Annotated in this window: 21 protein-coding genes, 2 tRNA genes and 1 pseudogene; 5 read left to right on the top strand and 19 right to left on the bottom strand. The window is 69.6% G+C overall.

What is annotated here, in order from left to right; translation table 11 throughout:
• Nucleotides 1-347: 347 nt before the first annotated feature.
• Complete coding sequence (locus ACZ4EF_RS34155; RefSeq protein WP_401855848.1) at nucleotides 348-1103, top strand: hypothetical protein; 756 nt, start codon at nucleotides 348-350, stop codon at nucleotides 1101-1103.
• Nucleotides 1104-1390: 287 nt separating this feature from the next.
• Here ACZ4EF_RS34155 and ACZ4EF_RS34150 read toward each other — a convergent pair whose 3' ends face one another.
• Together ACZ4EF_RS34150 and ACZ4EF_RS34145 are read right to left on the bottom strand one after the other, a co-directional pair.
• Entirely contained in the window at nucleotides 1391-2293 is a 903-nt protein-coding gene (locus tag ACZ4EF_RS34150; protein ID WP_401856103.1) for a transketolase family protein, read from the bottom strand.
• A gap of 172 nt (nucleotides 2294-2465) precedes the next feature.
• On the bottom strand, nucleotides 2466-3185 hold the full coding sequence (locus ACZ4EF_RS34145; RefSeq protein ID WP_391051498.1) for a transketolase: 720 nt from the start codon (nucleotides 3183-3185) through the stop codon (nucleotides 2466-2468).
• Nucleotides 3186-3245: 60 nt separating this feature from the next.
• Between ACZ4EF_RS34145 and soxR the strand changes: the two genes are divergently transcribed.
• Nucleotides 3246-3794: a redox-sensitive transcriptional activator SoxR gene (soxR, locus tag ACZ4EF_RS34140; RefSeq protein ID WP_467508047.1), complete on the top strand. Its 549-nt coding sequence runs from the start codon at nucleotides 3246-3248 to the stop codon at nucleotides 3792-3794.
• Nucleotides 3795-3876: 82 nt separating this feature from the next.
• Here soxR and ACZ4EF_RS34135 read toward each other — a convergent pair whose 3' ends face one another.
• Nucleotides 3877-4167 carry a YiaA/YiaB family inner membrane protein gene (locus ACZ4EF_RS34135; RefSeq protein WP_188280171.1) on the bottom strand — a complete coding sequence of 97 codons (291 nt, stop codon included), beginning with the start codon at nucleotides 4165-4167 and terminating at the stop codon, nucleotides 3877-3879.
• A gap of 159 nt (nucleotides 4168-4326) precedes the next feature.
• Here ACZ4EF_RS34135 and ACZ4EF_RS34130 point away from each other — a divergent pair.
• Nucleotides 4327-4400 (top strand) — tRNA-Pro (locus ACZ4EF_RS34130).
• 115 nt (nucleotides 4401-4515) lie between these two features.
• On the opposite strand, the gene ACZ4EF_RS34125 is transcribed toward ACZ4EF_RS34130, so the two are convergent.
• Complete coding sequence (locus ACZ4EF_RS34125; RefSeq protein WP_467508066.1) at nucleotides 4516-5673, bottom strand: tyrosine-type recombinase/integrase; 1158 nt, start codon at nucleotides 5671-5673, stop codon at nucleotides 4516-4518.
• 151 nt (nucleotides 5674-5824) lie between these two features.
• Nucleotides 5825-6478, bottom strand: a complete 654-nt coding sequence (locus ACZ4EF_RS34120; RefSeq protein ID WP_467508045.1) for a helix-turn-helix domain-containing protein — start codon at nucleotides 6476-6478, stop codon at nucleotides 5825-5827.
• A gap of 91 nt (nucleotides 6479-6569) precedes the next feature.
• Between ACZ4EF_RS34120 and ACZ4EF_RS34115 the strand changes: the two genes are divergently transcribed.
• Nucleotides 6570-6857 (top strand): hypothetical protein, encoded by a 288-nt coding sequence (locus tag ACZ4EF_RS34115; protein WP_467508043.1) that lies wholly within the window; start codon nucleotides 6570-6572, stop codon nucleotides 6855-6857.
• Between the two features lie 89 nt (nucleotides 6858-6946).
• Nucleotides 6947-7342: an HIT domain-containing protein gene (locus ACZ4EF_RS34110; RefSeq protein WP_467508041.1), complete on the top strand. Its 396-nt coding sequence runs from the start codon at nucleotides 6947-6949 to the stop codon at nucleotides 7340-7342.
• Between the two features lie 3 nt (nucleotides 7343-7345).
• Here the strand turns inward: ACZ4EF_RS34110 and ACZ4EF_RS34105 are convergent, their stop codons facing one another.
• From ACZ4EF_RS34105 to ACZ4EF_RS34040, 14 genes and pseudogenes are all read right to left on the bottom strand, one after another.
• Nucleotides 7346-8452, bottom strand: a complete 1107-nt coding sequence (locus ACZ4EF_RS34105) for a UDP-N-acetylglucosamine--N-acetylmuramyl-(pentapeptide) pyrophosphoryl-undecaprenol N-acetylglucosamine transferase (protein ID WP_467508039.1) — start codon at nucleotides 8450-8452, stop codon at nucleotides 7346-7348.
• A gap of 122 nt (nucleotides 8453-8574) precedes the next feature.
• Nucleotides 8575-8648: transfer RNA gene (locus ACZ4EF_RS34100), tRNA-Thr, on the bottom strand.
• Between the two features lie 194 nt (nucleotides 8649-8842).
• Nucleotides 8843-9673 carry a His/Gly/Thr/Pro-type tRNA ligase C-terminal domain-containing protein gene (locus ACZ4EF_RS34095; RefSeq protein WP_467508037.1) on the bottom strand — a complete coding sequence of 277 codons (831 nt, stop codon included), beginning with the start codon at nucleotides 9671-9673 and terminating at the stop codon, nucleotides 8843-8845.
• 335 nt (nucleotides 9674-10008) lie between these two features.
• Nucleotides 10009-10164: pseudogene (locus ACZ4EF_RS34090) on the bottom strand (aminoacyl--tRNA ligase-related protein); the annotation flags it as partial.
• A 322-nt stretch (nucleotides 10165-10486) separates the two neighbouring features.
• Nucleotides 10487-11596 (bottom strand): glycosyltransferase family 4 protein, encoded by a 1110-nt coding sequence (locus ACZ4EF_RS34085; RefSeq protein WP_467508035.1) that lies wholly within the window; start codon nucleotides 11594-11596, stop codon nucleotides 10487-10489.
• Nucleotides 11593-12327: a WbqC family protein gene (locus tag ACZ4EF_RS34080; protein ID WP_467508033.1), complete on the bottom strand. Its 735-nt coding sequence runs from the start codon at nucleotides 12325-12327 to the stop codon at nucleotides 11593-11595. The genes ACZ4EF_RS34085 and ACZ4EF_RS34080 overlap by 4 nt, the downstream gene beginning before the upstream one ends.
• Nucleotides 12324-13046, bottom strand: a complete 723-nt coding sequence (locus ACZ4EF_RS34075; RefSeq protein ID WP_467508031.1) for a PIG-L deacetylase family protein — start codon at nucleotides 13044-13046, stop codon at nucleotides 12324-12326. Before ACZ4EF_RS34075 ends, ACZ4EF_RS34080 begins: the two co-directional genes overlap by 4 nt.
• Before the next feature lie 4 nt (nucleotides 13047-13050).
• Nucleotides 13051-13575, bottom strand: coding sequence for a dCTP deaminase (dcd, locus tag ACZ4EF_RS34070; protein ID WP_467508029.1), 525 nt, complete (start codon nucleotides 13573-13575; stop codon nucleotides 13051-13053).
• On the bottom strand, nucleotides 13572-14117 hold the full coding sequence (locus ACZ4EF_RS34065; RefSeq protein ID WP_467508027.1) for a dCTP deaminase: 546 nt from the start codon (nucleotides 14115-14117) through the stop codon (nucleotides 13572-13574). The genes dcd and ACZ4EF_RS34065 overlap by 4 nt, the downstream gene beginning before the upstream one ends.
• Nucleotides 14114-14935: a TauD/TfdA family dioxygenase gene (locus ACZ4EF_RS34060; RefSeq protein ID WP_467508025.1), complete on the bottom strand. Its 822-nt coding sequence runs from the start codon at nucleotides 14933-14935 to the stop codon at nucleotides 14114-14116. Before ACZ4EF_RS34060 ends, ACZ4EF_RS34065 begins: the two co-directional genes overlap by 4 nt.
• On the bottom strand, nucleotides 14935-16122 hold the full coding sequence (locus tag ACZ4EF_RS34055; RefSeq protein WP_467508023.1) for a metallophosphoesterase: 1188 nt from the start codon (nucleotides 16120-16122) through the stop codon (nucleotides 14935-14937). Before ACZ4EF_RS34055 ends, ACZ4EF_RS34060 begins: the two co-directional genes overlap by 1 nt.
• Entirely contained in the window at nucleotides 16119-16703 is a 585-nt protein-coding gene (locus ACZ4EF_RS34050; RefSeq protein WP_467508021.1) for an rRNA adenine N-6-methyltransferase family protein, read from the bottom strand. The genes ACZ4EF_RS34055 and ACZ4EF_RS34050 overlap by 4 nt, the downstream gene beginning before the upstream one ends.
• Before the next feature lie 181 nt (nucleotides 16704-16884).
• Nucleotides 16885-17886, bottom strand: a complete 1002-nt coding sequence (locus ACZ4EF_RS34045; protein ID WP_467508020.1) for a hypothetical protein — start codon at nucleotides 17884-17886, stop codon at nucleotides 16885-16887.
• A 209-nt stretch (nucleotides 17887-18095) separates the two neighbouring features.
• Nucleotides 18096-18848 (bottom strand): zinc-dependent metalloprotease, encoded by a 753-nt coding sequence (locus ACZ4EF_RS34040; RefSeq protein WP_467508019.1) that lies wholly within the window; start codon nucleotides 18846-18848, stop codon nucleotides 18096-18098.
• Nucleotides 18849-19008 lie beyond the last annotated feature (160 nt).

The raw sequence follows: 19008 nt of genomic DNA, 5'->3' as shown, positions 1-19008 counted from the left end.
CCTCATGAGGATGCTGGTGGTGTGCCCGCTGTATCGCATGCGGCTGTACGGGTATGGGGCGGTATCGGGCTGTACGGCCGCCAGGCTCCGCGGCCCCCAACGGCGTTGGGACATGCCGGTGGCCTGGTCGGTCACGGATGATTCTCCTGAGATGAGGGCCCGCGTGGCTAGGGCCTGTCCGGGGGAGCGGGTCGGCTCCGCGCCGGGCGCGGCGGTGACGTACTGCCCTCCGCCGTAAGGGAGTTGGCGGTACCTGCCGATTTGACCGGCGTACGGCGGCGCTGGGAGCATGCCCGCCCGGGGCGCGGGGGGCGGACCCGTGGTGCGGACGAGGGGGGCGCTTCACCATGACGGACTTCACGACCGTTCACGTCGCGGCGGCGAATGCCGGGACCGGCCGGGGGCCGGCCGCGGCGGCCGAGCCGATCAGCGGGCTCAACGGCGGCTCCGCGCTCGTCCTCATCTCGGTGGTGGTCGTGGCCGTCGCAGCGGTCGCGGTGATACCGCTGATCATGGATGTGCGGCGGGCCACGGCCTGGCGCCAGCAGATCACCGACCGGCTGCTCGAGGACGCGGCCCGCGACCACGAGGTACGCGACCTGCTGCGCGACCTCCGCGAGCCGCGCGGCGTCCGCGGTCTGACCCGCAGCGTCATCGCCGTCCTCATCCTCGCGCTCGTCGCCTTCGCGCTGGCCGTCGCGATGCTGTCGTCGGGCGCCGACTCCGGCGACCTCCGCAAGACCATCGTCACCTCGCTGATGACCGTCCTCGCCACCGTCTCCGGCTTCTACTTCGGCTCGCTCGGCGCGCAGAACAGCGCGGAGGACGCGCGGCGGCAGGTGGGGCGGTCTTCGGCGGCCCCGCCGAAGCCGGGCGCCTCCGGCGGGGGTGCCGCCGGGGGGAGCGGCAAGGGGGCGGTGCCGCCCGCGCCGGGGCCGGGCGCGCCTGGTGGTCCGGGCGCTGTCGGGGCTCCTGGCGGTCCGGCTGCTCCGGCGGGTGCTGGCGCTTTCGAGGGCGGGCCCGCCGCCGCGCAGCCGACGCACTCGGCGGGCGTACCGCGGCAGGGGGCCGTACCGGCGCCGGAGGGCGGGCACGGGGCCTGAGGGGTTCTCGCCGAGTCGACTCCAGGTCGGGAGTCGGGAGCCGGGAGCCAGAGCCGGGACCGGAGCCTGGCCCGGGACCGAGGCCGGGCGCGTACGGGCACCGAGGCTTTCCCGACCGCGGCCGGGGCGGTACGGGCCCCGAGCCTTCCGACCGCGGCCGGGGTCAACGGCCCTCAGCTCCAGGCATTCGGACCGCGCCCCCGGCCTTGCCGCCCGCGCCCCGGTCGTACGGTTCCGGCCTCGGCCCGCGGGCGGGCGGTGCCGCCCTCCGCCACGCCTTTCGCGGGTCAGACCCGCAGGAACGCGTCGATCCGGGTCCGTAGCGACCGCGCGTCCAGGCCGTGCCCGGCCACGTGCTCCTGCCAGGTGCCGTAGTGGCGCAGTTCGGCGCGGCGGGTGCCGAGCGCGAGCACGCGGTGCGGGACGTCGGCCAGCGCCTCGGCGGCGTGCGCCGAGGACGTACCGGTGAGGTAGGGCTCCACGACGACGAGGTCGGCCGCATCGGTCCGAGCGGTCGCCTCCCGTACGGTCGCCGCGTCGAACGGCCGTACAGTCGAGGCGTACAGCACCGTCACATCGCGCCCGGCCGTCGCGTCGAGGACGGCGTCCAGCATGGGCCCGACGGCCAGGACGACCCCGGCGCGCCCTTCGCGCAGCACCTGGAAGCGGCCGGGCGAGACAGGTCGCGGCGCCACGTTCGAGTGATCGCTGAGCCGTACGTAGACGCGGCTGTCGCCGTCCGCCGCCGCGTGCCGCAGCAGCGCGTCGGCCTCGTCGGGGTGCCCCGGCACATGGACGGTCCAGCCGTCGAGCGTGTCGAGCAGCGCGACGTCGCCCGGCGCCTGATGCGTACGCCCGCCCGCGGCGACGTCGTACGAGGCCCCCGCGCTGACCAGGACCGCGCCCACGCCCTGGTGCCCGATGTCGAGCTTGACCTGCTCGAAGGCCCGCTCGGTCAGGAAGCTCGCGAAGGTGTGCGCGATCGGCCGCAGCCCGGCGAGCGCCAGTCCGCCCGTCGCGCCGACCAGCAACTGCTCCCTGATCCCGACGTCGATCACCCGGTCGGGGTGGGCGCGGGCGGCGTCACTGAAGCGGTCCGAAGAGATCACGGCGAGGACGACGGCCAGCCGCGGATCGGAGTCGAGCAGTTCGGTGGTGACGGCGGCGAACCGCTCCCGCATGGTGTCCATGGAATCCCCAGTCATGTCGTTTCTTCGCCTGCCCTCAGTCGCGGTCTCGGTCGCGGTCTCGGCCTGTTCTCGGCGTCGGCGTCGGCCTCGGCGTCGGTCGCGGTCTCGGCCGCTGTCGCTCGGGTGTCGACGTTCGGGTGACGTCGCTTGTCGTCGCCCGTGGACCTGGCGGTCACTTCGGCTCGACGCGGGCGACCACGGCGTGCGGCCGTCCCGGATGCGGCGCGGTGAACGCCTCGTACAGCGCGGCGTGGTCCCGGCCGTCCACGGTCACCGCGGACCAGCCCTCGGCGGCGAACCGCGAGGCCAGCCCGCCGGGCCAGCCGTACGTGGCCGAGGCGTTGTCGACCGCGACGACATGGAGCCGGTCGAGGCCGACCGCCCCCGCGTACTGCACGGCCTCGTGATTGCTGCCCTCGTCCATCTCGGCGTCGCCCACGAGCACCCATACCGCCGGTTCGTCCAGCCCCTGGGCCCGCAGCCCCAGCGCGCTGCCGACGCCCAGACCGAGCCCGTGCCCGAGCGACCCGGAACCGATCTCGACGCCCGGTACGAGCGTGCGGTCCGGGTGGTGGCCGAGCGGGGAGTCGTACGTCCCGAAACCGGCCAGCCACTCGTACGGGATGAAGCCCTTGGCGGCGAGAACGGCGTAGTACGCCATCGGGCCGTGGCCCTTCGACAGCAGGAAGCGGTCCCGGTCCGGGGCGTCGGCGCTCTCGGGCCCGACCCGCAGTACCCGGTCGTACAGCACCCACAGGACGTCGAGGGTGGACGTGGCGGCGGTGTCGTGCTTCTCGTCGCCGGTCATCCGCGACATCAGGTGGCGCAGGTCGTCGTACCCGTAGCGCTCGGGCTGTTCTGAGTGGCCGGACGGCCCGGTGCGGTGCGTCATCGTCATGGGACGACCTTGCAACTTCAAGCCGACTTGAAGTCAAGCGTATGCTGGGCCGATGTGACCCTCTCCACCCGTGACCTGCTGCCCATCGGCGAGCTTTCGGCCCGCAGCGGCATCGCCGCCTCAGCGCTGCGCTATTACGAGGACCTCGGGCTGATCCACTCCGAGCGCACCTCGGGCGGTCAGCGCCGCTACCGCCGCTCCACGCTGCGCCGGCTCGCCTTCATCCGCGCCGCCCAGCGCATCGGGCTCTCGCTCGACGAGGTCGGCGCGTCCCTCGCCCGGCTCCCCGTCGACCACGTCCCCACCACCGCCGAATGGAACGGCGTGGCCCGGTCCTGGGAGCAGCGCATCGACGACCAGATCGCCGAGCTGCGACGCCTCAAGGCCAAGCTGACCAGCTGCGTCGGGTGCGGCTGCCTCTCCCTGACGCGCTGCGGTCTCTACAACGTCGACGACGCGGCGGGGGCGGCGGGCCCCGGAGCCCGCTATCTGCTGGGCGACACGCCTCCCGAAACGGCTTCCGCGCCCTCTCCTTCTGCCGCGTCCTCCCCGTCTTCCGCGCCCTCCCCGTGCGACGCGTCCGACGCCCCCGTTACGCCCTGAGGGCCCCCGCCGGGGCGGTCCCCGTGGAGGCCCCCGACCGTCGGAAGTCCCTCACCCGCACGCGTCACGCGCGGGCCGCCGACTAGATGCCCTCCATCTTGAAGGGGTCGTGCTCCGCGAGCAGCTTGTCGAGCCGCGCCTGGTCCACCCGGCTCACGACCTGCCCGACCTCCTGCCGGTCCCGCACCACCTTCGCCAGCGTGAACGCCGCCGTCACCACATACAGCAGTCCCAGCCCCAGAAACGCCCGCTCCCATCCCCCCACCGGCAGATACGCCACCCCGACCACCATGGCCCCCAGCGCCACCGCGAACGAGATCGCCGCCTGCGCCGCATACGCCGCCGTCGTCTCCTGCTGAATCGGTTTCGTCATGCCCCGACCTTCCCCCCGCCCCGCCCCACCCCACATGAGTACCCCTACTCAACTCCCCCCGCCCCGGCCCCCACCCCCTCTGCGCACAAACACCCCCCGAGGTGCGGTATCGTTCTCGTGCACGGTCACCCGGGGCCACCACCCCGACCGACCAAGCACCGGGACGTGGCGCAGCTTGGTAGCGCACTTGACTGGGGGTCAAGGGGTCGCAGGTTCAAATCCTGTCGTCCCGACTGGGAGTTAGCTCCAAGTCGCAGGTCAGGGCCTTGTTTCACGACAGTGAAACGGGGCCCTTGATCGTTTTCCGGGGCCGCCTCTCACAACTTCTCACATCGGTAATGATCATGGTCAGCCGAGCAGGTCGCCGAGTTTGTCCGAACCCGCCTTGAGGCTTTGCGGGTCGGGGTGGACGTAGACCCGCTTGGTGAAGCTGAGGTCGGAGTGGCCGGCCCATGCGGATACAACGGTGTCGGGGACACCGTTGTTGGCCATCCAGGAGAGCGTGGCGTGGCGGGCGTCGTAGAGGCGGACCTTCCGGACTCCTGCGGCCTTCATGAGTTTGTACGCCTCGCGGCGGAGCTTGTCCGTCTTGAAAGGGTTTCCCAGCTCGTCCACGAGAACGTATCCGCTGTCGGTGTACGCCTCTCCGGCGCCGAGTTTCTCCCTCGCCTGGATCGCTCGGAAGCTCTTGAGTGCCTTGTGGGCGGGAGCCGGCAGGGGCAGGATGCGCTTTCCGGCCTCGGTTTTGGTGTCTTTTTCGACGATCTTGTTGCGGGATCCTTTCTCCTGCCGGCGGTCGTAGACGATGGTGCGGGTGTTCTGTACCGCGATCGTGCCGGCTCCGTCGAGATCGACGTCCTCATCCCAGCGCGCGCCGCAGACCTCGGCGGGGCGCTCGGCGATGAGCGCCAGCATCATGGCTGCGTGGAGGCGGTGTTCCGTGATCGCCTCCAGGAAGGTCCTCACCTCGCTTTCGTCCCACGGCCTGTTGGCCTTCTTGTTGGCTTCTGCCTTCTTCTTGGCGTCGCGGGAGATGGTCACGTGCTGGGCGACGTTGCGGACCATGAGTCCGCGGCGGACTGCGAGGTTCATCGCTGCGCGCAGTCGGCCCAGGGAGAGCTGTACGGACCTGATGCCGAGCCCGGTTCCGGGCTGGCCGCCTCGGCGTCGCCCGCTGGTGAGCATCCAGTCGACGAGGGACTCGATGTCTTCCTCGGTCAGGCTCTGGAGGTCCTTGTCGCCGCTGTGGGTGCGAACCGGGACCATGGCGCTTTCGTAGTTGGAAGCGGTTCCCTCCTCGACATCGCGTGTCGCGCTCTTGAGCCATATGTCCAGCAGGTCGTTCAGCGTCAGCTTGCTGGGGGCGACGAAGCTGCCGGTGCTGAGTTCGTTCCGGATGCGGGAGAGTTCGGCGAGCGCCTCCTTCTTGGTCTTGAGGGTGCGGGTGAGCTGCTTGCGCTTGCCGTCGGCGTCAACGCCGATGTCCACGACCAGGCGGTAGCGGATACTCCCGCTTGTGGGTGATCTTGCGTATGGGTTCCTTCACGCGACTTCCTTGCCTGCGAAACCATTGGGCCAGTTGAGCGCCCCAGCAGCAGTGCCCGTTGGCCTGCATCGGCCACGTCTCGCCGATGACCCGGCCGGGCGGGCGTGCCGCTCATTCCTCGGTTCCAGGGCCTTCTTCCGGCTGGTCGACGAACGCGAGGTCGTCGGGGAGGGCGGGGGGTACGAGGTCCCGATCGCGCATCTGGGTTCGGAAGGCGCGCAGGTCCGCGGAGTCTTCGAAGGCGTGCTCCTCGTAACCGGCTGCGCGTTCCAGGAGGATGGCTCTGCGGTTGCGGTCCAGGGTGGTGCTGGCCTCTCGCCGCCGCTCTCGGGCCAGGGCGTTGGAGGCGGTGGCGGCGGCGGCGAGGTCGCCGTGGCTGCGGAAGAGGTCGAGCAGGTCGCGGGCGGTTCCCTGGGGTGCTGGCTGTGCAGTGGGGGTTTCGCCGGTGAACCAGGCGAGGGCGTCCCAGGTGGAGACCTCCCGGCCCGGCAGGACTTCGACGGTGGCGTCGGTGCCGAGGGGGAAGAGGAGGGCGACCGGCGGGACGCCGAGGACGTCGGCTAGGACAACGAGGTCGACGATGGTGATGCTTGCCCGGCGCCCGGCCTCCAGGTTCTTGATGGTCTGCTCTTTGATGTCGGGGTAACTGCGGTCGGCGCAGCCCTGGGCGACGTCGCCCATGGTGAGGCCGGCGGCTTGCCGTGCCTCGCGCATCGCCCGGACCACACGTGCGGTGAACGCGGCTGGCCATTGATCTGCTGTCATGTATGCACTCTATGAGAGTTAAAAGTGCATCCGCAACTCCGTGATACACATTCTCCGTGCGTAGGGCACCAGAAAGCGCCAGGAGGTCATCATGAAAGCACTTAAGTCGTCCCGTGGGGCGCAAGGGCTGACAGGCGAAGAGCTTCTCGGCCTTCCGGCGGCCATCGACCTCGACACCGCCAACCGGGCTCTCACGATCGGGCGGTCGACCGGTTACGCGCTTGCCAGGCAGGGGCGCTACCCGGTGCGGGTGCTCCGCCTGGGGAACGCCTACCGGGTGGTGACGGCCGACCTCCTCAAGCTGCTCGGGCTGGAGCGTCAGCCGCTGCACGCGAGTCGGGTTGAGAACGAGGGCGAGAAGCACGGCCTCTGCGCGTGACGTGCGGGTCTGTCTTTGCCGAGTTTCGCCCGGCGCAAGGGCGGTAGGGTAACGGCAAGATCACTGCCCGATACAGAAAGCTACTCACTGTGACCACTGCTGCCGTGGCCCCTGCTTCGGATACTTCGGATTTCTACTGCCACCAGGCCATCCCGGGGCTTACGCCGGTCAAGGTGGTGGTGGATACCGAGGACGTCCTCGCGTTCGAGCACACCAACCCTGCGCATCCGGTGCACGTTGTGGTGGTCCCGAAGGTGCACACGCCATCTCTGGTCGACCTCGGAGACGGGGGCGAGGAGTTGTTGGCCAAGGTGATGGCAGTGGTCCGGCGGGTCGCCGCGCAGGTCGAGGATGAGCACGGGGCGGCTTCCGTGACCACGAACGTCGGGCTCTACCAGGAGTCGCGGCACCTGCACTTCCACGTGTATCACCGTGGGGAGACCGACCAGCAGATCCTGGCGATGTACGGGCACCATGACGGCTGAGTCCTACCGGGCGTGCAGCGCACGCCGCGGCCGGGCTGCCGCTACGGTCTCCCGAGCGATGAGGTCGGCTGCGCGGTGGACGGCCTGCGGGTCAGGGCTTTTCTGCGGGCCGGAGCCGAGGTTGGCGGACAATTCCATGCACGCTTTGGCGAGCGAGGCTCCGCCTCGCAGATCCTCGTCGTCAGGGATCACGACGCACCGCCCCGGATGGCGGCGCGCGTAGGCGTCGGCGTTGTCGAGCTGGTCACCGCGACTGACGGTTGCGGGCAGCGGGATGAGGACGGCCCGTTTGCCGAGAGCTTCGAGTTCAGCGAGCGTCGTGGCGCCGGCGCGTCCGATCACGAGGTCGGCGAGCCAAAGGGCGTCGGCCATCTCCTCGTGCAGGTAATCCAGTTGCCGGTACCCCAGCAGGCCGTCGAGCGAAGGGTCCAGGTTGCCCTTGCCCCGGACGTGGACGACGGCAAAGCGCGCACACAGGGTGTCGAGCTGGCTGGTGACGGCGTCGTTGATGCGCTGGGATCCGCTGCTGCCACAGAAGATCAGCAGAACGGGCAGCGCAGGGAGGCCGAGGCGGTCCCGCAGCCGCTCCGGGTCGCCGGCGGCGAGATCATGCCGCAGAGGAAGGCCGGTGACGACGGACTTCCGGGAGAGCCAGCGTGGTGCGTCGGATGGGGGCGCGACGGACAGGCAGACCCGGCGGGACATCCGGGCGACGATCTTGTTGGCGAGGCCGAGGGAGTGGTCGGACTCGTGGATCACGATCGGAACCCGGCACAGCCAGGCTGCGACGCCAACGGGCACGGAGACGTAACTGCCCTTGGAGAACAGTGCGTCGGGCCGCTCGCGGCGCATGGCCTGCACGGCGGCGCCGATGCCGCGCAGGACGGTGAAGGGCATGAGCAGGTTGCTCCACGAGCCGTAGCGCTTCAATCCCGCTGAAGGCACCGGCCGGAACGAGAGTCCGGCCTTTACGGCGTATTCATGTTCGATGCTTTCGGCGCGTCCGAAGAACACCAGTTCCGTAGCGCCCTGCTCGGGGAGTCGTTCCGCTACTGCGAGCGCGGGAACGACGTGTCCGGCGCTTCCGCCTCCGGTAATTCCGATTTTCATCTGCACCGCACCTGGTTCACGTAATCGTCGTTGCATTCGCTCTTGGAGCATGTGCGCTCGTAGGGGAGACGCGGGTGCCCGGCCTGCTGGACCGGGCACCCGCGCCGCCAGTACGGGGCGTTTGGTCGGGTCGGCTGGAGTCGAACCAGCTCCTCGGCAACACTTATGCCGTGCTCCGCCTTTGAGCTACGACCCGGTGGCTGATTCGAGGCTAGGGGTGCAACGGTCGGTGGTCAATGCTGCGATCGATATCGGCGATGTATTCCGGTCAATCGATCGTCGCGGTTTCACGCAAGAGGATCTCAGGTTTTATGGCAGCGTCATTCCGTCGCCGTCCATAACTGTCGGATGGCGGCGTGAAGGAGCTCTCACCCTTCGGTGGGAAGGGGCTTAGCGCAGGCTCCAGGTGTCGGGGATCTGGCTGAAGGGCGTGCGGGAGGTCCGGGCGGTCCACCGGTTGACGAGTTCGACCTCGTCGTCGTGCTGCTGCGGGGACAGGACCACGGTGTGCGGGAGGCCGAGGAGGCCGGCGTACCGGAACTTCTCGCCGGCCGGTTCGTGCCGGTCGTCGATGAAGAGGGCGGCGCCACGGTCGCGCAGGTGCCGCACGACGCGGTCGGTGCGCTCGCGCATGGTGGGCAGGTCGGGGCGCAGGACGGTGATGTGGAGGTCGGCCGGGGCGGTTTCTGGTCTCCACCGCAGGCCGTTGCTGTCGCGGTGGAGGTCGGCGAGGGTCTGCAGGCAGCGGGTGATGCCGATGCCGGAGCATGCCGAGTAGGGGGTGTGGGCGTTGCCGCGCTCGTCGGTGAAGGACAGGTTCATCGGGGCGGCGTACTGGGTGCCGAGTTCGAAGACGTGGGCCAGCTCGATTGCGCGGGCCTCGCGGTACCGGCCCTCCTCGCATCGGCTGCACCCCATGCTCTCGGCCGCGCGGTGAAGGTCGACGGCCTCGGGCGAGAGAACGGTGAGGTCCTTGGTATCGGCCCAGGTCACGTCGCGGCGCAGCCCGGCCGCGCCGTCGGAGATGGCGAAGGTCTCCAGGTGGGTGACCGAGTCGTCGAAGAGGACGGTCGTGCCCGCGCAGTCCCAGGGGGTGAGGGTGCCGGCCTCCTTGCCGAAGTGCTCCGGGAGCAGGAGAGGGTCGAGTAGATCCACGCAGGCGGCGTTGGTAGCAGCGGCCAGTTTGCGGACACTGACCTGCAGGTCGGAGCGGATCGCCACGGCCGCTGGGGTGGTGGTGCCATCGCGCGCGGTGAGAGCGAAGACGATGACGTTGACAACGGGATCGTCCTGCGGGGCCGGTCGCCCCGCAGGACCGCGTGGTCGCCGCGGTGACCGCAGTGGTCGCAGACCAGGATGCTGCCCTGCCCGGTCTCGCCGAGGACGAGGTGCTCGGTGGTCGCACCTGCGGAGATGCTGCCGCCGTCGGCAGGGGCCTGGAAGACGCCGGTCATGCCCATACCCACCAACGCGGCCTGGCAGGCGTCGTTAAGGAAGTCGACCGAGGTGCGCATCCCTCCGGGGCCGGAATCGAAGGTGTAGGCATCGGCCATCGTGAACTCGCGGCCACGCATCAGCCCACCGCGCGGAGCGATTTCGTCGCGGAACTTGGACGTGTTCAGGAACAACCGCACTGGCAGATCGCGGTGGGACCGCAGGTGCTCCCGCACCGTGGCCGAGGCGATCTCCTCGGAGGTGGGGGCGAGGCACATCTGCTCCCCGCTCCTAGTGGTGGACGTCAGCAGCGCGCCCTCGGACTGGTAGACCTCCCACCGGCCCGACTGCTCCCACAGCGAACGGCTTTGCAGCGTGGGGAAGGCGACGGTGTGGGCGCCTCGCTCCTCGAACGCGGTCCGGGCAATCCGGGCCAGCCGGTCGTGGACGCGCAGTCCCAGCGGCAGCAGAGTGAACACGCCGGTGGCGTCGGTCCTGGAGACGTAGCCGAGGGACTCCAGCAGGTTCATGGTGGAGGCGGAGGCGTCGGCCGCGCGCCGCCGCACGGGGGGGAAGAGTCGGCTGGCGTGGAGCGGGGTGTCAGACACAGGCAACTCCCAGGACGGTCTTGGACAGGTTGCGGAGGTGGGCGGCAGTCGTCCCGATGTCGTGGCGCCGGGCGCTGACCGCTGCGGCGATGCTGAGGGTGCGGCGCAGACCGGGGTCCTCGGCGAGCTGCTCGATGGACGCGGCGAGAGCGCTGGCATCGCCTGGCTGGTAGGCCACGGCTCCGGCACCAAGCGTCTGTCGCAGGCCGGGCAGGTCGCCGTACACGACCGGGAGGCCATGGGCTTGGGCCTCGACGGCGACCAGGCCGAACGCCTCCAGTTGCCTGGTGGTGAACAGGAAGGCGTCGAAGTCGGCGAAGCGCCGCCACAACTCCTCGCGGGGCATGAAGGGTTCGAACCGGACCCGGTGGGTGAGGCCGAGGTCGGCCGCCCGGGAAATGAGCTGGGGCAGCTCGCTGCCGCTGCCGATGACGGTGAGGTCGTGCTCGCCGGAGGTGAGCGCCATGGCTTCGATTGCGGTGACCGTGGACTTGTTCGCGTCCAGGCGCCCGGCGTGCAGCAGGCGCAATCGGCCGCCTGCGCTGGACTGGGCGGTGGGGCGGTCCGGCAGCGGCAGACCCCAGGGCACGGTCACCAGTCGGTCGGCGAACCGCCCTTCGGTGAGGACGTTCACCTGCTCGGCCATGGCCGCGTTCGGTACGGCGACGGCCGTACTGGCGGTCACGATCTCGGTCAGCGCCTCGCGGGCTTGGCTGTTTTCGGCGGCGGCGATCACATCGGTGCCGTGCGCGACGGAGATCAGCGGGACACCGCCCGCCGCGCGGGCGAAGGCGAGGGCCAGCCCGAAACCCAGGTGCTGGGCGTGGATGAGGTCGGGGCGCCGGTCGCGCAGCAGGCGCGCGACCTCGTCGGTCACTTCTTCGGCGTACCGGGGGAAGTGCGGGCCGTACGGGTGCTTCGCGGCGAGGAGATCGGTGGTCTCCTCGAAGGAGTGCCGCCACACGCCCGAGCCGGGGAGCGCCAGGAACGTGGTGTGGAAGTCGGGCGCGAGGCAGTGGTAGACGTCGCTGCACCAGATGGTGGAGCCGCAGGACGGCTTCAGGGGAAGGTCGATGCCGGTCAGGATGCGAGCGCGGGTCATCGTGGACCTCCGGAGGTTGCGCTGGGACGGTAGGCGTCCAGGCCGGTGCGGAGCATGGCCGACATCCCGGCCCAGCCGATCGCGCAGGCCGCGTCGATGACGGACAGCCCCGGGGCGAAGTCCTGCTTCGGCCACGGCTGGGCGTAGCGGGGGTGCCGGTCGGCGAACTCGTTCCAGGTGACGGTGATCCCGCTCGCGCCCAGCGCCGCGGTGTCGAGGTACTCCCGGGTGCCTGCGCCTGCCCACAGGTCCGTTTCGCCGGCGGCCTTGCAGATGCAGGTCAGGCGCTCGGTCCTGTCGCCGCAGTCTGTGGCGCTCATCTGGGAGGTGAGGGTCAGCGAGGCCCTGGAACCGAGAGCGAGCGCCATCTGCGTGACGAGGTCGAGGTTGAGATCGGTCAGCCAACGGTGACCGGCGGACAGAGGCGGAGCGATGACCTGAAGGGCTTCGTCGAGGTAGGCGGTACGTCCGTAGGCCAGGCGGATGCTCTTGATCATGGTCGTGGCGTCGAAGCTTTCGGCGATCCGGGTCTCGCGGATGGTCTGACCAGCCTTGCGGGAAACGGGGACGGTGATCCAGCGGACGCCGTTGGCGGTCTTGATCCGGTTGCGGTTCTGCCACCCGCGTTCGACGAACTGCACGTCGTCGTAGAGCGCGACGCTGGTGCAGGCGAGCAGCGCCTCGCAGAAGCCGAGCCACGGCGCGAAGGGGGGTTGCTCGATGTAGATCACGGGCGCTCCTGTTCCGGCGGGGAGGGCAGCAGGGTGAGCAGCGGGGACTCGAACGCCTCGAAGGTCCGGCCTGCGGCAGCGTCGACGGGGCGCAGCCTCCAGCCGGCCGCCGCTGCCCGCTGGCGGGTGTAGGACTCCCCCAGGTACCAGCGGCCACCTTGTGTCTTGTGGTGGGTGAGCGCGTCGACCTTGGCGTCGAGGAAGGCGGTGATGTCGACCAGGACGGTGGGGGCGAAGGTGCTGCGCGGGGCGTGGGGCTCGCCGTAGAGCACGGTATGGATGGAGGGCACGCGGGTGGCGGCGTTGGCGGTGGCCGCAGCCAGCGCGAGATGGTCTTGATGGTCGTTGGCCGCGTGCGGGCTGTGGGTGATGACGACTGTGCAGCCCAGGCGCACCAGCTCTCCCTCGACAGCGGAGATCAGGCTCCGGTCGGGGTGCAGCGCTCCGTCGGCGAGACCGAGCCAGGCCACCTCGACACCGGTTCCGTCCCAGGCCGCCTGGACCTCGCGCACGCGGGCATCGACGGTGAGACGGACGCCGCGGGCCGCGTCGGCGAGGGAGACCCCGTTGGCTCCGCGGGTCGCCACCAGCACGGTGACCTCAGCACCGAGCTGCCGGTAGCGCAACAGGGTGCCGTAGGCGAGCAGTTCGGCGTCGTCGGGGTGTGCCACCACGGCCGCCACGTGTTCCGTGGCAATCGGGGCTTTGATCGGAGGCACCGGGTCACCGCCCCTCGAAGTCGCGGTGGATCTGGGAGGGCATGGTCTGCTGGGCACCCTGGTACTTGCCGTCGTACAGGACGATCTCGCCTTCGACCGTCCAGAACGTGACCTGCCCGATCCTCAACTGGGGGTAGATCCTGACGGGCTGTACCGCGTGGAGTTGCAGGGTGAGGCGGTTGTGCGAGCCGATGTCGATCAGGTCGGCGGTCACGTGGACGAACAGGCCGAGGCGGGCCACGGAGGAGCGGGCACGGATGATCGGCACGAAGTGGTCGCTGCCGATACGCTCGGCGGTCGCGGCGAGGTAGATCCGATCCGGGGTCAGGACCATGCCCCCGAGCGGGATCGTGTGGACCTCGAACGCGTTGTCCTCGGCACAGTCCAGACGCTTGGCGCTGTACCAGCCGATCGTGTCGCCGAGATGGAAGTCGTAGCTGTTGGGGCTGAGCAGGGCCGGGTCGAACGGATCGATGTTGATCTCTCCGCTGCCGACCCGTTTGTGGATCTCGGGTCCGGTGAGGATCACGCCGCGTTCCCCTCTCCCGACGAGTGGCCGGCCAGAGCGAGGGGGGAGCACGGCACCGGGTCGTTGATCGTGCCGTAGTGGCCTTGGTAGGGCATCGAAGCGCCGACGGTGTCCCAGAAGGAGACCTGGCCGACGCGCATCCCCGGGTAAACGGTCAGCGGCTGCACGACGGTGATCTCCAGCGTCCACCGGTGGAGCGAGCCGAGCTGCTGCAGGTCGGCGGAGATCTGGAGGAAGCACCCGAGGCGTCCCAGCGAGGAGCGGCCGATCAGGCTGGCCACGTAGCGGGAGCTGCCGATCTGCTCGGCTGTGTTCCCGAGGTAGACCGTGCCGGGTTGCAGCTCGTAGCCGCAGACGGGGATGCGGATGGTGGCCAGTTCCGCCTCTTTGCGGGGGTCGGCCGGTCCGCCGACGGCGACCTTCAACACCCCGCCGAGGCGGTAGTTGTAACTGTTGGGATTGAGCAGGTCCGGATCGAACGGGTCAATGGTGATGTCCCCGCGCTTCACGGCCTGCCCGATGGCGGGTCCGGTGAGGATCACAGAGCACCTCCGCTACCCGCGTGGCCCACATAACTCTGCTTGAGCAGGCGCCGCCGCTCGGCGCGCACTTTCTCCTGGCCCCTCCCCAGCGGCATCCGGCCGTGCGCGTACCGCCACTGGTCGAAGAAGAGCAACTGCCTCGGGGCCAGCCGGACGGTGGTGCGGTGCTGGTAGGCGGCGCTGACGAATCGGTCGAACGCTTCGGTCATGTAGGGGGCGGTGCTGCTGTCGGCGTCGATGAGTTCGCCGCGCCGCAGGTGGGGGAGCATCTTGCTGGTGAAGCGGATCGGCATGCTGGCATCGACCCGCTCAGGGAGGACGGCAAAGCGGGACAGGCTCTCGCCGACACCGTGTACGCCCTCGTCGGCCCAGTAGGAGAACACAGGGCGGCTGAGCAGGGCCCGGTCGGCGACTGAGAGGTCGTTGGCGGCGGCCCACAGATCGGAAAGCGCGGATGCTCCTCCTTCCAGCGGGTCGTCGCGGACGCAGTACAGGGCGATGTAGCGGGGGCTCAACTCGCGGTCCACCAGGTCGACGTGGAGCCGGTTCTCGCCTACACCGTGGGTGCGCGCGGGGTCGACGTCGGTCCGTACCGCCAGGTCGCTCCAGCAGCCATCGTCCGGATACACGCTCAGCACCGGGCCTAGCGTGGACAGCAGCCCAAGGCCGAGTTCCAGGTTGAGGCGGTGGTCGGTTCCTTCGGGGAAGGAGACCACGGCGGTTCCGGCGCCGTCCTCGGTGAGCCGGGCCGCGAACTCGCGTGGCGCGGTGGGGCTGTGTGAGAGGTCATGGGCTTGCAGGGTCAGCACGTTGCTCATCAGGACTCCGTAACGAGATTGGCGAGGATGCCACGCAGCGTGCGCGGCGGGTCTACTGGTCGGGACGCAAGACCTAGCCGTTCCGCGAGGAAATTCGTGGTTGCCACGGTGCGCGCTGTGCCAGTGACGCTGGCGGAGATGTATGAGGTGGGCTCTTCGCCGAGCATCCTCAGTTGTTCCTGAACCGCTTCCACACTGAGCTTGCCGTCCAGGAGGACGATGTCGGCGTCGAAAGGAGCGCAGCTAAAGAGCGCCCGGCGCGTGACGGTTTTCGGTAGCCCTCCACGCAGGGTCCACAGGCTGAAGATGAAAGCTTCGGCGCCGATGACCGCTTGGGCCTGTTGAGCAAGTAAGGACGCGACGTCCCTACGTTCTGGGAGCGGCGAACGTAGGGTGCCGACAGGTACAGCACCCCAGTTGGCGTACATAGCCAGCGCCTCCTCCAATCCGTCCTGAACCTCTGGCTGGACGTTGGTCGGAAAGGTCTCGACGGAGAACTGGTGATGTTCGCCGCCGGGGTCAAGAACGAGGCGCAGCAGCCCTAGACCATTTTCCGGGGCTTTGGCAACGTGACGGCCGCTCGGCGCCCAGTGGTACAAGGCGCTGTGGCAGTGCCCTGACACGACCAGGGGCAGGGGCCAGCCTGCCTCCTGATCGGCGACGTCCAGAGTGAACCCGCTATGGCTCACGCCGATCACGATGTCGGCCCCGGCTGCCTTTAGTCGGTCGCGCTCGGCCGCGATCAGGTCCGCGGTCGGGTCCACGAAGTCGAAGCCCGCACGCTCCTGGGCAGGAACGGCGTTGTACGCCTGTCGGCCCAGGTAGCCCACGATTCCTACTCTGGGCCTGGATCCCGGGAGCAGCAGACTGCGTTCCCAACAGCCTCTGAAAGCCAGGGGCGGCCGAAGGTTCGCGCACACCACCGGTGGAAAACGGACCGGGTCTTCGAGCTGCATCAAGTCTGCGAAGTCGTGGTTGCCAGGTACGACGGCGTCATACAGCTCGGCGAGCAGCCGCTCCTCCACCCTCCCTCGCGAGAACTCGTGGAAGGCGGTGCCTCCAAAGAAATCACCGGCGTCCACAATTCGTGCACCACGAATCCGGAGATCGCGCAATGCGGCTAGAAGGGGCCGCCCCTCGGACACGCTGGAGTGGAAGTCGGTCGTGACGATCAGCGGCGTGCTCATCGACGCCTCTCAATGGCCACCACGCGCAGCGCCTCGGAGGCCTTCGGCCAGAATTCGGACCGCGAGATGCCGTCGACCTCTCGCAGCCGCAGCCCGCCGGCTCCTTCACCGGCCGCCTGGTACTGCTCCAGCGTCCGGCTTGGCACGACCACGAGCCCGCGCTCGACCTTTGGAGTAGCGGCGAAGACGTGCTGGGTGAGTGCGGCTGATAACTCCCAGTCGAAGGGCATGATCGCCAGAAGCACGGTGCCGAAATCCAGGCCCGCATGTAGGTCCACCTCGCGCACATCCGCGATGCTCACCCGGGTCAGCGCACCAAACCGGTGCAACGCGTCCTGAAGGATTGTTCCGAGGCGCCGGTCCTTCTCCACCGCCCAGATCTGGCAGCCAGCCTCCGCCACGATGGCGGATAGAGTGCCCAAACCCGCTCCGACCTCCAGAACGTGTCCACCGACTGGCAATTCGGCGCAATACATGAGCCGACGTGCCGCATCCCTGGAACGCAGGAAGTGTTGGCCGAGATCGGTGCGGACATCGAACCCGGCTTGCGCGAGACGATCAGCGGAGGATGGGGCATCCAATCGGCCTATTGGATCAGCCCGTACCTCGGGCGGTCGAGCCATGGAGGCTGACGTCCCTTCATAGTTCGGGGATATGGCAGTCACAGAGCTCGCTCCTAAGGGCGGTACGTCCTAGTCGTGCTGGAGAATGAAGGGCCGAAGTGCACCGAAAGACCGCAGGACCGGACCAGCTCGACGGTCATCAGGGGTCGGCTCTGGAACCTGATGCCGGTGGGCCGGTACCGGCATCGGCGCGTGAGTGGGGGCGTGTTGGGCGCGGGCCGGTGGTGTAGACGAGGATGAACACCGCTGCCCGGATCAGGAGGGTGAGAGATGTGACCGGTTCGGTCAGGCCGATGGTCAGGTCAACGGCGGCGTGGCCGAAGATCATCGGGGTGAGCCGGGAATGTTGCCGGTAGAGGCGGACGCGGTACCACGTGTATACGCCCATGCCGAGTGCGGGCAGTCCGAAGTAGGCGTGCACCGCGATGTCGAGGCCGGTCGAGAGCAGGTAGATCTGCCAGGCGGGCTGCCGGGCGGCGGACATCAGGGCGCAGACGGCGCCGAGCAGCACCACGTCTTCGAGGGCGATGCTGGAGGCCACGGCGGCTGCCAGCTGCCAGGGTCCGTCGAGGCCGAGTGCGTTGAGCTGGCTGCCGTGCATCACCGGGAGCGTGCCGCCGGTCTGTTGCGCGAGGGCGGTCAGGACGGTGGTGGTCACGCTTCCGGCCGCGCAGGCGTCGACGGTGCGTCGGAGGACCGCGAAGGTCTCGGCGCGCCCGGCGTCGTTTCGGTTCCTGTCCAGGGTGATGCCGAGACCGGCGGGAGTGATGCTGTGGCGTCGGCAGACTTCTACGGTCAGCCAGCCGGCGGCGGCGGCGAAGCACACCAGGCCGGATGAGGCGGCGGGCAGTCGCCCGGACTGGGGGACCGAGGTCGCGACGGCGGCCATGCCGGTGGCCACGGCCGCGGTGCGCAGGGCCGCGCGCCGGATCCGGCGGTCAGGTTGCCACGGTGTGCGGCCGATCACGAGATAGGACAGCCACAAGAACACCGCGACGGCGGCGACGATTTGGCCGCTGACGACGGCCTCCCAGGCCCAGGCGGGGTGGTCGAGTCCGCACAGGGTGGCGAAGCTGACCGACGCCGTGGTCAGCGGCGCCCATGAGGCGACCAGCAGCAGACCGGCAAGGTCGGCGTGCAACCGGCCGGTACCGGCGGCTGGCTGACCGCCGCCGGGCCCGGACGGTGGGTGGGGCGGAGTGGCCACGTCTGGGCGGACGTGACCACCTGGCGTCGTCCGCTGGGGTAATGGGTGCGGCACGGGCTGTCCTCGTGGTGTTGTGCGCGGGCGGGGTGCATACGGGGCGCCGTTGGCGGGGCCGGTTCGCGCACCCCGCCTGCGGCTGTGGGCTAGGGGATGCGGGCGATCCACTTGCCGGGCGAGGCGAGTTCCTCGTCGGTGGGGAGCAGCGCGGGGTCGGTCCACACCGCGTTCCACCGGTCGGTGCCGAGAGCGGCGACGGTCTGCCGTACGAAGCCGACGGCGGTCTCGTCAGTGAGGGTGGCGGGCTGGTCGCGGGCGGCGCGGGCGCGCTGGTGGTCGCGAGGCACGGACGGGGGGAGCGGCGTCCCGCGGCGGTGGTGTGCCCACCGCGCACCTGCGGCCTCCCGGGCATGGAACAGCCGCCAGCGCACCGAGCTGTGCACCGAGGCCCTGCGGGTCGCGGGATTGAGCGCCTTCGGCCCGTACAAGGTGTAGGTGATCTCCTGCTCGGTCCAGTCCGCCTGGCCCTCGAAGAGCGTGAGGAGCCCGGCGACGCGCTCCGACCGCACACTCGGGCGGAGCGTGTCACGAGGCGGCGGAGGCAGGACCCGGGCCGCGCTGTAGTGGAGCTGGACGTGGTGGACCGTCTCGTGGATCACGAACCGCTCCAGGCCGGTGGCGGTGGCGGCCAGACCCGTGTGGGCCAGTGCCTGCGGGATGATCAGGGTCTGCGGCTGGCCGCTGGAGTCCGTCACCGTCATTCCGTTGACCAGCGGCCAGCGCCACCGCCAGGTGGTGCGCCGCCGCCGGAGCTGTTCCTCCACCTCCGACCGCTCCTGGCTGGTGGCCGGGGCGTCGGTGAAGCCGACCTCGAACTGGCGGGTGACGTAGCGCTGCACCTCCCGCTTCCAGGTACGGGGGGGGTGACGAGGCGGATGGCGCCGTCGGGCTCCGGCAGGCTCGTGTAGCCCATGATCTGCGGGAGTACGGTCGCAACGACCGATTCGATGCGGTCGGCGAGGCGCCGACCGCTGGCACCAGCTTCGTTGTGCACGGTGA

The organism is Streptomyces sp. NPDC025721, assembly GCF_055558595.1.
The sequence above is the reverse complement of the archived record's forward strand: the minus strand, read 5'-3'. Positions and strand labels throughout refer to the sequence as shown.

Excerpts from the sequence above, each read along its gene's own strand:
- ACZ4EF_RS34105 (WP_467508039.1), bottom strand. The coding sequence starts at position 8,452 with ATGAAAATCGGAATTACCGGAGGCGGAAGCGCCGGACACGTCGTTCCC.
- ACZ4EF_RS34115 (WP_467508043.1), top strand. The coding sequence starts at position 6,570 with ATGAAAGCACTTAAGTCGTCCCGTGGGGCGCAAGGGCTGACAGGCGAA.
- ACZ4EF_RS34120 (WP_467508045.1), bottom strand. The coding sequence starts at position 6,478 with ATGACAGCAGATCAATGGCCAGCCGCGTTCACCGCACGTGTGGTCCGG.
- ACZ4EF_RS34135 (WP_188280171.1), bottom strand. The coding sequence starts at position 4,167 with ATGACGAAACCGATTCAGCAGGAGACGACGGCGGCGTATGCGGCGCAG.
- ACZ4EF_RS34155 (WP_401855848.1), top strand. The coding sequence starts at position 348 with ATGACGGACTTCACGACCGTTCACGTCGCGGCGGCGAATGCCGGGACC.
- ACZ4EF_RS34145 (WP_391051498.1), bottom strand. The coding sequence starts at position 3,185 with ATGACGCACCGCACCGGGCCGTCCGGCCACTCAGAACAGCCCGAGCGC.
- ACZ4EF_RS34060 (WP_467508025.1), bottom strand. The coding sequence starts at position 14,935 with ATGAGCAACGTGCTGACCCTGCAAGCCCATGACCTCTCACACAGCCCC.
- ACZ4EF_RS34055 (WP_467508023.1), bottom strand. The coding sequence starts at position 16,122 with ATGAGCACGCCGCTGATCGTCACGACCGACTTCCACTCCAGCGTGTCC.
- ACZ4EF_RS34150 (WP_401856103.1), bottom strand. The coding sequence starts at position 2,293 with ATGGACACCATGCGGGAGCGGTTCGCCGCCGTCACCACCGAACTGCTC.
- ACZ4EF_RS34085 (WP_467508035.1), bottom strand. The coding sequence starts at position 11,596 with ATGACCCGCGCTCGCATCCTGACCGGCATCGACCTTCCCCTGAAGCCG.